At 71.1% G+C, this 10,190-nt stretch carries 11 protein-coding genes; 2 read left to right on the top strand and 9 right to left on the bottom strand.

What is annotated here, in order from left to right:
- Window positions 1-107: 107 nt before the first annotated feature.
- The 5 genes from ACIRS4_RS08905 to glnA all read right to left on the bottom strand — a co-directional run bounded on the left by ACIRS4_RS08905 (window position 108) and on the right by glnA (window position 4,321).
- The gene (locus ACIRS4_RS08905; RefSeq protein ID WP_404192073.1) at window positions 108-752 is read right to left on the bottom strand and encodes a LysE family translocator; all 645 of its coding nucleotides are present in this window, start codon (window positions 750-752) and stop codon (window positions 108-110) included.
- A 122-nt stretch (window positions 753-874) separates the two neighbouring features.
- On the bottom strand, window positions 875-1,462 hold the full coding sequence (locus ACIRS4_RS08900) for a hypothetical protein (protein WP_404192070.1): 588 nt from the start codon (window positions 1,460-1,462) through the stop codon (window positions 875-877).
- A 2-nt stretch (window positions 1,463-1,464) separates the two neighbouring features.
- Window positions 1,465-2,385 carry a zinc metalloprotease HtpX gene (gene htpX / locus ACIRS4_RS08895; RefSeq protein WP_404192130.1) on the bottom strand — a complete coding sequence of 307 codons (921 nt, stop codon included), beginning with the start codon at window positions 2,383-2,385 and terminating at the stop codon, window positions 1,465-1,467.
- A gap of 120 nt (window positions 2,386-2,505) precedes the next feature.
- Window positions 2,506-2,763 (bottom strand): hypothetical protein, encoded by a 258-nt coding sequence (locus ACIRS4_RS08890; RefSeq protein ID WP_404192067.1) that lies wholly within the window; start codon window positions 2,761-2,763, stop codon window positions 2,506-2,508.
- Window positions 2,764-2,911: 148 nt separating this feature from the next.
- A complete protein-coding gene (gene glnA / locus ACIRS4_RS08885; protein ID WP_404192064.1) occupies window positions 2,912-4,321 on the bottom strand; it encodes a type I glutamate--ammonia ligase in 1,410 nt (469 codons plus the stop codon).
- A gap of 221 nt (window positions 4,322-4,542) precedes the next feature.
- Between glnA and ACIRS4_RS08880 the strand changes: the two genes are divergently transcribed.
- Entirely contained in the window at window positions 4,543-5,010 is a 468-nt protein-coding gene (locus ACIRS4_RS08880) for an RDD family protein (RefSeq protein WP_130437119.1), read from the top strand.
- Between the two features lie 93 nt (window positions 5,011-5,103).
- Here ACIRS4_RS08880 and ACIRS4_RS08875 read toward each other — a convergent pair whose 3' ends face one another.
- From ACIRS4_RS08875 to lipB, 4 genes are all read right to left on the bottom strand, one after another.
- Window positions 5,104-5,805, bottom strand: a complete 702-nt coding sequence (locus tag ACIRS4_RS08875) for a DUF4191 domain-containing protein (RefSeq protein WP_130437120.1) — start codon at window positions 5,803-5,805, stop codon at window positions 5,104-5,106.
- Window positions 5,806-5,874: 69 nt separating this feature from the next.
- A complete protein-coding gene (locus ACIRS4_RS08870) occupies window positions 5,875-6,075 on the bottom strand; it encodes a hypothetical protein (protein ID WP_358799336.1) in 201 nt (66 codons plus the stop codon).
- A 280-nt stretch (window positions 6,076-6,355) separates the two neighbouring features.
- A complete protein-coding gene (gene lipA, locus ACIRS4_RS08865) occupies window positions 6,356-7,345 on the bottom strand; it encodes a lipoyl synthase (protein ID WP_404192061.1) in 990 nt (329 codons plus the stop codon).
- 131 nt (window positions 7,346-7,476) lie between these two features.
- Window positions 7,477-8,295 (bottom strand): lipoyl(octanoyl) transferase LipB, encoded by an 819-nt coding sequence (gene lipB / locus ACIRS4_RS08860; RefSeq protein ID WP_404192058.1) that lies wholly within the window; start codon window positions 8,293-8,295, stop codon window positions 7,477-7,479.
- A gap of 291 nt (window positions 8,296-8,586) precedes the next feature.
- Between lipB and ACIRS4_RS08855 the strand changes: the two genes are divergently transcribed.
- Window positions 8,587-10,188, top strand: coding sequence for a regulator (locus tag ACIRS4_RS08855; protein WP_404192055.1), 1,602 nt, complete (start codon window positions 8,587-8,589; stop codon window positions 10,186-10,188).
- Window positions 10,189-10,190: the final 2 nt, after the last annotated feature.

Genomic DNA, 10,190 nt, shown 5'->3' with positions numbered 1-10,190 from the left:
GCGATCGCACGCTCCCCCACGCTCGAACCGAACTCGCGCGGGAGGTGCCCCCATCGCCGCCGCGAGCCCCGCCCTCCGGGCGGACGACGCTACTTTCGAAACACGCCCTAGGTGGAGACAGGAGTCCGGGACAGGGCGGTGCGCAGCGCGAAGGCGCCGAGCAGGCCACCCGCCGTGAACCGCTGGACGGCCATGGCGCGGGGCCGGGCGGTCAGGAACCCCGACACCCGCGCCGCGCCCAGCATGATCAGAGCGTTCACGCAGATGCCCACGACGATCTGCACGCCACCGAGTTGGAGCAGCTGCCCCCAGGCCGGACCGGCCTGGGGGTCCAGGAACTGGGGCAGAAGGGCCGCGTACATCAGAGCGATCTTGGGGTTCAGCAAGTTGGTCAGCAGCCCCGTCGAGAACAGGCGGGCGTCGGAGACCGGAGACAGGTCCCGGGCCGGAGCGAAGGGCGAGCGGCCGCCGGGCTTGAGCATGCCCCAGGCGAGATAGGCCAGGTAGGCGGCCCCGGCAAGCTTGACCACCATGAACGCCACCGGCACGGCGGCGAACAGAGCGGCCAGGCCCGCAGCCGCGGCCAGCAGGTAGCACACGAACCCCACGGCGGTCCCGCTGAGGCTGACCAGGCCCGCCCTGCGGCCCTGGGTGATCGCGCGGGAGGCGAGGTGGATCATGTTCGGTCCCGGAGTCAGGGCCATGCCCAGTTCGACCAGGGCCACTCCTCCGACTGCGGTCAGAGTGATCACCGGTCAACCTCCTGGTCGTGGTTCCACGGACGGCCACGAGGCATCGGCAGCGCCCCCCCGCCTGCCATAGGATAGGGGCGAGGACTGGAGGCTGAAGAATCGGACGCCGTCCCCGAACGACCTCAGGGGGTCATGCCGGGTGCGTCCCAGAGCGGGAACCAGCGGCTCTTGTCCGGCTCGATACGGAGATCGCTCCCCAGTGCGGCGGCCACCTGCAGCTCCAGCGCGTTGTCGCGCTTGTGCCGGCCGGAGAGCGTACACAGCGGGTAGAAGGTGCCCCTCTTGTACAGGTACACCAGAGCCAGCGTCCGCCCCGCCTCGTCGCGGAAGCCGGCCAGGGAGCACAGGAGCTGGGGGCCGAAGCCGTTGACCTCCATCGAGCTGTTCACCGCGTGCAGGTCGTTGACGAGCAGCGACAACTCGTCGGGCGCCCGGCGTGAGACCAGCCAGGAGTAGCCGTAGCCGTCCTGGCCGAGCTCCACCGGCGGGCCCGTGCGGTCGGCGTCCGCGTCGAGGAGGGCCCGCACCTCGCGGTGCGTCTGCTCGAACGCGGCGCCCTCGACCGTCGCGAAGCACACCGCGCCCCGCCCGGTCGGGGTGAACCCGGTCGCCGCCTCCAGCGTCACCGCCGCCGACGGCAGCGCGAACAACTGGTCGAGATCGGGCGCGACCGGCTTCGTACGACCGAGGAGGATGTCGAGCAGCCCCATGCTCAGCCCGCCTTCCCGGGAGCCGCCGCCTCGCCCAGCTCGGCCGAGATACGGCCCAGCTGGGCGAGCCGCTGCTCCAGGCTCGGGTGGGTGGAGAAGTACTGCTCGAGACCGGGCTCCTTGCCGGCCGCCGGGGTGAAGTAGAAGGCGTTGAAGGCCTGGGCCGTGCGCAGGTCCTTCGTCGGGATGCGGGCGATGTCGCCCGAGACCTTGGTGAGCGCGGACGCCAGTGCGGAGGGACGGCCCGTGAGCAGCGCCGCCGCCCGGTCCGCGGCCAGCTCCCGGTACCGGGACAGCGCCCTGATCAGCAGGAAGCTGATCGCGTACACGGCCGCCGACACGCTCATCACCGCGGCGAAGACCATCGCGGTGTTCTGGTCCCTGCGACCCCCGCCGAAGACCTGCGAGTAGAAGGCGAACCGCACGATCAGGCCCGCGATCACACCGAGGAAGGACGCGACGGTGATCACGGCGACGTCCTTGTGCGCCACGTGCGACAGCTCGTGCGCGAGCACCCCCTCCAGCTCCGCGGGCTCCAGCCTGCGCAGCAGCCCCGTGGTCACACAGACCACGGCGTGATCGGGGTCGCGCCCGGTCGCGAACGCGTTCGGCATGTCCATCGCGGACACGGCGACCACCGGCTTCGGCATGTCGGCGATCGCGCACAGCCGGTCGACGACCGCGTGCAGCTCGGGATACTCCTCGCGCTCCACGGCCCGCCCGCGCATGGCGAACATCGCGATCCGGTCGGAGAACCAGAACTGCGCGACGAACATCGCCGCGATCAGCACGACGACCAGCAGCCAGGACTTGAGCAGGACGATCAACGCGGCGACGAAGGCCACGTACAGCAGGCCGAGCAGGAACATCGTGACCGTCATCCGCACGGTCAGCCCTCGGTCGCCCTGGAAACGGCTCCGCATCTGCATCACCACCCCGTGGTCAGGCACTCGTCCCAAGCCCCAGTGTGCCCCCACGCACCCCATGAACCGGTCGCGCCCGCCCCTAGGCCCCGCAAAGGCTCCCAGGCGGAAAGGCCTGCTCTAGTAGGGCGACCGGTACTGCGCGTACCCCAGCAGGAAGATCACCGCGGCCACACAGCCCAGCACGATCGTCGTCGACACCCAGGACGATCTGCGCGGTGCGGCCGCGATCGGGTCGGCCCGGAACGGCTGCGGCTCGGGCGGGTTCTCCTTCCAGCGGGCGGCCAGCATCCGGGCCCGCGCGGAGGGCTCCTTGTGCTCCGCCGCCTCCGCCCATCTGATGTCGAACTCCCGCTCCACGTCGTCCTGTTCGGACATCCCCGTCTCCCCGTCGCCTCTGTCGAACAGCTGTGCACGAACCATACGACGACGCACCGGGCCCGGCCAACGAAACGACGGCGCCCCCGCCCTGGGGAACAGGAGCGGGGGCGCCGGGAGCCTCACGCGTCACGCGCGCGCGGTCCGGTCACACGTCGAAGTAGAGCTCGAACTCGTGCGGGTGCGGACGCAGCTGGAGCGGCGCGATCTCGTTGGTGCGCTTGTAGTCGATCCACGTCTCGATCAGGTCGGACGTGAAGACGTCACCGGCGAGCAGGAACTCGTGGTCCGCCTCGAGGCGGTCCAGGACGGCCGGCAGCGAGGTCGGGACCTGCGCGACACCCGCGTGCTCCTCGGGGGCCAGCTCGTAGAGGTCCTTGTCGATCGGCTCGGCCGGCTCGATCTTGTTCTTGATGCCGTCCAGGCCCGCGAGCAGCAGCGCGGAGAACGCCAGGTACGGGTTGCCGGAGGAGTCGGGCGCGCGGAATTCGACGCGCTTGGCCTTCGGGTTGGAGCCCGTGATCGGGATACGCATGGCCGCGGAGCGGTTGCGCTGCGAGTACACCAGGTTGACCGGAGCCTCGAAGCCCGGGACCAGACGGTGGTAGGAGTTCACCGTCGGGTTGGTGAAGGCCAGCAGCGACGGGGCGTGCTTGAGGATGCCGCCGATGTAGTAGCGGGCCATGTCCGACAGGCCCGCGTAGCCGGCCTCGTCGTAGAACAGCGGGGAGCCGCCGGACCACAGCGACTGGTGCACGTGCATGCCCGAGCCGTTGTCGCCGAAGATCGGCTTCGGCATGAAGGTCGCGGTCTTGCCGTTGCGCCAGGCGACGTTCTTCACGATGTACTTGAAGAGCTGGAGGTCGTCGGCCGCGGCGAGCAGCGTGTTGAACTTGTAGTTGATCTCGGCCTGGCCGGCGGTGCCCACCTCGTGGTGCTGGCGCTCGACCTTCAGGCCGTTCTTCTCCAGCTCCAGGGAGATCTCGGCGCGCAGGTCGGCGAAGTGGTCGACCGGCGGGACCGGGAAGTAGCCGCCCTTGTAGCGGACCTTGTAACCGCGGTTGTCCTCCAGCGCACCGGTGTTCCAGGCGCCCGCCTCGGAGTCGATGTGGTAGAAGGACTCGTTCGCGGAGGTCTGGAAGCGCACGCTGTCGAAAACGTAGAACTCGGCCTCGGGGCCGAAGTACGCCGTGTCCGCGATACCGGTCGACGCGAGGTAGGCCTCGGCCTTCTTCGCCACGTTGCGCGGGTCACGGGAGTACTGCTCGCCCGTGATCGGGTCGTGGATGAAGAAGTTGATGTTCAGCGTCTTGTCGCGGCGGAACGGGTCCACGCGCGAGGTCGACAGGTCGGCGCGCAGCGCCATGTCGGACTCGTGGATCGCCTGGAAACCGCGGATCGACGAGCCGTCGAACGCGAGCTCCTCGTCCGGGTCGAACGCCTCGACGGGCACCGTGAAGTGCTGCATGACGCCCGGCAGGTCGCAGAAGCGGACGTCGACGAACTTGACGTCCTCGTCCGCGATGAACTTCTTGGCCTCGTCGGCGTTCTGGAACATCCAGCTCCTCCTACTCCCGACCGTCGCGCCGGGGTGGTAGTTCGTTCGTGCGGCCAGTGCGGTGGCACACGCTGACCCCGACCCTAGGGACGGGTGATTTCTCTGGCGTGACTCATTTGTTTCGCAGAAGTTAACCGCCTTCGGTTCCACCGTAGCCCGGTCGGCGGCCGCCGCCACCCCCGCCGTGCCCCGGTCGTACGCGGGCGCAGTACCGTGGTCGGGTGGACAACAGGCAAGCACTCGGATCGTGGCTGTCCGGCCCCCGCGCGGCCATGGAGGACGCCGGCGCCGACTTCGGGTACCGGGGCGAACAGTTGGGCCTCCCCGAGTCGGGACCCGGCTCGATCGCCCGTCCCGGCCGCCGGCTCGGCGCGCTGGCCGTCGACTGGGGCCTGTGCCTCCTGATCGCATACGGCCTGATCACCGACGGCTACGGTCAGGCGACCAGCAACTGGGCCCTGCTGATCTTCTTCGTGACCGGCGTGCTGACCGTCGGCACCCTCGGCTTCACCCCCGGCAAGCGGCTCTTCGGCCTGCGCGTGGTCGCCCTGGACACCGGCACGGTCAACCCGCTGCGCGCCCTGCTGCGCACCGCCCTGCTCTGCCTCGCCCTTCCGCCCCTGATCTGGGACCGCGACGGCCGCGGCCTCCACGACCGGCTGGCCAGGACGGTGGAAGTCCGGATCTAGGGCCTCGAAGAGACGAAGAGACGGAAGAGACGAAGGAGGGGCGCCCGGTTTGACCGGGCGCCCCTCCTTCTGTCGTCGACGGGGTCGGGTGGGTCAGCGGGCCTTCGGGCCGCCCCTCGGCATGCGCATGCCCTTGGGCATGGGGCCCTTGGGCAGCGGCATGTTGCTCATCAGGTCGCCCATGGCGCGCAGCCGGTCGTTGGTGGACGTCACCTGGGGGCCGGTCAGCACCCGCGGCAGCTTCAGCATGGTGGTCCGCAGCTTCTTCAGCTCGACCTGTCCCTCGCCCGTGCCCACGATCAGGTCGTGCACGGGGACGTCCGCGACCACGCGGTTCATCTTCTTCTTCTCGGCGGCCAGCAGGCCCTTCACCCGGTTCGGGTTGCCCTCGGCGACCAGGACGATGCCGGCCTTGCCGACGGCCCGGTGCACCACGTCCTGGCTGCGGTTCATGGCCACCGCGGGGGTGGTGGTCCATCCTCGGCCGACGTTGTCCAGCACGGCCGCCGCAGCGCCCGGCTGGCCTTCCATCTGGCCGAAGGCGGCCCGCTCGGCCCTGCGGCCGAACACGATCGCCGTCGCGAGGAAGGCGAGCAGCAAGCCCAGGATGCCGAGATAGATGGGGTGGCCGATCAAGAAGCCGATCGCGAGGAAGACACCGAAGGTGACGATTCCGACAGCCGCGAGCACAAGACCGATCTTCTTGTCGGCCTTGCGAGTCATCTTGTAGGTCAGGGCGATCTGCTTCAGTCGCCCGGGGTTAGCGGCGTCCGCCGCCGTGTCCTTCCTCGCCATGCCACGCAGTCTACGTGGCCCCGGCGGCGCCGACGACGGCAGTGTCCGGCTGCTGGAAGGCGGGGGCGGTCAGGAGCTGGCGGAGGTGAACTCCTCGAGGACGCGCTGCGCCTCGAAACGGTCCTTGGCGCGGCGGCGGTCCTCCAGGACGGAGGTCCAGGCGTTGCGCCGGGCGGTGCGCTGGCCGCCGCTCATGAGCAGGGACTCGACGGCGCGCAGGGCGTCGGTGAAGGAAGGGATCGCGGTGGCGCGGACGGGCGCGGCCTGCATGTGGAGGTCCCCCTCAGTGCGGCTTGGGCACGAAACGACGTGGTCGACGTGATGTGATACCAGCGTCACTGTTTGGTGTTACCAGGGCGTGACCGACCGGTCAAACGTCCATGAAGCCCCGGTGCGCTGGGCATAAACGCGGACGCGGCCCTGACGTATGCCCTCATCTGCGAGGACGGTCAGGACCGCGTCGTTTCGGCCGCTACCGGCCAGTAGCCGCTTGTGCCCGAATTCACACGCTTGCCCGGCGGCCATCCGGGGAACGGCGGGTGACCCGGCGTCAGACGGCCTGGGCTGCGGCGACCTCGCCGCCGCGCCGCGAAGCGGAGGACTCGCGCGACTCCATCGCCATCCCGTAGAGCCGTCCGGCGCGGTAGGACGAGCGCACCAGCGGGCCCGACATGACACCGGAGAAGCCGATCTCCTCGGCCTCCTCCTTCAGCTCCACGAACTCCTGCGGCTTCACCCAGCGCTCCACCGGGTGGTGACGCACCGAGGGCCGCAGGTACTGCGTGATGGTGATGAGCTCGCAGCCCGCCTCGTGCAGCTGGCGAAGCGCCTCGCTGACCTCCTCGCGGGTCTCGCCCATCCCGAGGATCAGGTTCGACTTGGTGACGAGCCCGTGGTCGCGGGCGGCGGTGAGGACGCCGAGGGAGCGCTCGTAGCGGAAGCCGGGGCGGATCCGCTTGAAGATCCGGGGCACGGTCTCGACGTTGTGCGCGAAGACCTCGGGCCGGGAGTCGAAGACCTCGCGCAGCAGCTCCGGGACGGCGTTGAAGTCGGGGGCGAGCAGCTCGACCTTGGTGTGGCCGCCCTCGCGCCCCGAGGTCTGCTGGTGGATCTGGCGCACGGTCTCCGCGTACAGCCAGGCCCCGCCGTCCTCCAGGTCGTCCCGGGCCACGCCGGTGATGGTGGCGTAGTTCAGGTCCATGGTGACCACGGACTCGCCCACGCGGCGCGGCTCGTCCCGGTCCAGCGCCTCGGGCTTGCCGGTGTCGATCTGGCAGAAGTCGCAGCGCCGGGTGCACTGGTCGCCGCCGATGAGGAACGTCGCCTCCCGGTCCTCCCAGCACTCGTAGATGTTGGGACAGCCGGCTTCCTGGCAGACGGTGTGCAGCCCCTCGCTCTTCACGAGCTTCTGCATCTGCGTGTACTCGGGACCCATTTTCGCCCGGGTCTTGATCCACTCGGGCTTGCGCTCGATGGGGGTCTGGCTGTTGCGGACCTCCAGGCGCAGCATCTTGCGTCCGTCGGGTGCGACTGCGGACACGACCGGCTCCCTAGCGATTGATTCTTCGGCGGCTTTAAGCGTACGCCCGTTGATTTGAAACCCGGCGCGGGTGTCGGCCCTGCCGGGGGCTGCCGCCCCCGGCCCCTGCTTCGGCCCGGACGGCCTCGCCCTCAGACGCCGGACGGGCTGAGGGGCGCTGAGGTTTTCTCGATCTCCCGCGGCTTCAGGTCCGCGTTGCCCAGGACTTCCGCGACGTGGCGCTCCGCGACGGGCAGCACCTCGTCGATGGTGACCTCGCGGCCCAGCTCGTGGGAGAGGGAGGTGACGCCCGCGTCCCGGATGCCGCAGGGGATGATCTTGTCGAAGTTGGATGTGTCCGGGTTCACGTTCAGGGCGAAGCCGTGCATGGTGACGCCCTTGGCGACCCGGATGCCCATGGCGCAGATCTTGCGGTCCTCGCGGCGCTGGCCGGCGTTGGAGGGGGCGTACTCGGGGCCGTTGAGGCGGGGGTCGAACTCGTCGTCCGTCAGCCGGGGGTCGAAGTCGAGGGAGAGCCCGCCCAGAGCGGGGCGCTGCTCCACCGGGTCGCCGAGGACCCAGACGCCGGCCCGGCCCTCCACCCGGCTGGTCCGCACGCCGAACTCCGCGCAGACCGCGATCATCGCGTCCTCCAGGCGGCGCAGATGGGCCACGACGTCCACCGGGCGCGGGAGCTTCTGGATGGGGTAGCCGACCAGCTGGCCCGGACCGTGCCAGGTGATCTTTCCGCCGCGGTCCACGTCGACGACCGGCGTGCCGTCCAGCGGCCGCTCGTCGTCCGCGGTGCGCCGGCCCGCCGTGTACACCGGGGGGTGCTCCAGCAGCAGGACGGTGTCGGGGATCTCGTCGGCGAACCGGGCCGCGTGCACCCGGCGCTGCTCCTCCCAGGCCTCCTGGTACTCGACGGCGTCCGCGCCGAACCCCATACGGACGAACCGCAGCTCGCTCACGGTAAAGCGCCTCCCTAGGCGTGACAGCGGATGGCTGTGTCCTGGCAGCGGTTCGCCGTGCGGGGCAGCGGATCGCCGCGTCAGGCGCGAACCGCGCCCACGCCACTGTACGTCCGCCTCCGGCACGTCAGCCGTGCGGTCAATCCTCACACGATCGGATGAATGAACGTCGAGATGTGCGATCGCATGCTCACGCTCAGCTACATTCGCGCCGTTCACGAGGCCATTAGGGCTGCTCACAGGGCAATCCGGGCACTTCAGCAGCCCGGAAGGCAGGAGACCGCACCGCAGATGACGGAACGACCCGCGCAGCGCACTCCCAACCGCCAACTCGCCGCGCTCATCGCAGAAGCGGGCTTCTCCAACGCGGGTCTGGCCCGGCGCGTCGACCAGCTCGGTCTCGAACACGGCCTGGACCTCAGATACGACAAGACCTCCGTCACCCGGTGGCTGCGCGGTCAGCAGCCCCGCGGCACCACCCCCGCCCTGATCGCGGAGGTCTTCACCCGGCGCCTGGGCCGCCGGCTGACCGCCCAGGATCTCGGCCTGGACGCCTGCGCGCCCGTCTACGCGGGGCTGGAGTTCGCCGGCACGCCCGAGGAGGCCGTCGACATCGTCGGCGGACTCTGGCGCAAGGACTCCGGCAGCCATGCCGAACTCCGCAAGATCGCCTTCACCCCGGCGGGTCTGGTGGTGCCGAGCCGGGACTGGCTGATCGGCCGCGCGGACGACAGGGTCGCGCGTGAACAGTCACCGCGCGAACAGCCCGCGGCGGGGGCGCCGGGGCCGGCGGCGGAGGCCGTGGCCCCGGCGTCGGCCCCCGCCGGCGCGGGAGCCGGGGTGCTCCCCGCGGCGGGCGGTGCGGCGCCGGCGGTGGCCCGGGTGCCGTCCCAGGGGCGTCCCGGGGGCAGGCCCGCTCCGCCGGGCGGCGCCGGCCGGGCCGGGCCCGGGGTGCCCCGGCAGCGGGGCCCCGTCGAGCGCGGCCCCGGCCAGCGGGTCACCGGCGGCGACATCTCCGCGCTCCGCTCCGTCGGCGAGCTCTTCCGCACCCTCGACGACATGTACGGCGGCGGCCACGCCCGCCAGGCCCTCGTGCGCTACCTGGAGCACGAGTGCGAGCCGATGCTGCGCGGCGCGTACGGCGAGCAGACCGGACGCCGGCTCTTCGCCGCCGCCGCCGACCTCACCCGCCTCGCCGGCTGGACCTCCTTCGACATCGCCGCGCACGGGCTCGCCCAGCGGTACTTCGTGCAGGCGCTGCGGCTGTCGCAGGCCGCGGGGGACCGGGCGTACGGGGCGTACGTGCTGGTCACCATGAGCCGCCAGGCCGTCTACCTCGGCCACGGGCGGGAGGCGGTGCAGCTCGCGCGCGTCGCCCAGCAGGGCGTCGGCGGCGGCGCGCCGCCCGTCGTCCAGGCGCTGCTGCACGCGGCGGAGGCGCGGGGGCACGGGATGCTGGGGGAGGTACGGGCGTGCACCGCCTCCCTGGTGCGGGCGGAGCGGGCGCTGGAGGCGGCCAGGGCGGGGGACGAGGTGCCGTTCTGGGCGCGGTTCTTCGACGAGGGACAGCTCGCCGACGAGTTCGGGCACTGCCACCGGGATCTGCAGCAGTTCCGGGCGGCGGCGCAGCACGCCGAGCGGTCTCTGCGGCTGCGCCCCGCGGGGTACGCGCGCAGCCGGCTCCTGTGCCGGGTGGTGCTGGCGTCGGCGCGACTGGGCCTGGGGGAGCTGGAACAGGCATGCCTGCTGGCGGCCGAGGCCGCGGGCCAGGCCGCCGAGATGCGCTCCGTGCGGGCGGTGGAGTACGTACGGGACTTCGAGCGGCGCCTGGAGCCCTACCGGGACGCGGGCCCGGCCCGGGTGTACCGCGAGAGGGTGGCCGCGCTGGGCTGACC

Origin of the sequence: Streptomyces sp. NPDC101166, from assembly GCF_044768125.1 — a bacterium.
GTDB lineage: Bacteria > Actinomycetota > Actinomycetes > Streptomycetales > Streptomycetaceae > Streptomyces.
The sequence above is the reverse complement of the archived record's forward strand: the minus strand, read 5'-3'. Positions and strand labels throughout refer to the sequence as shown.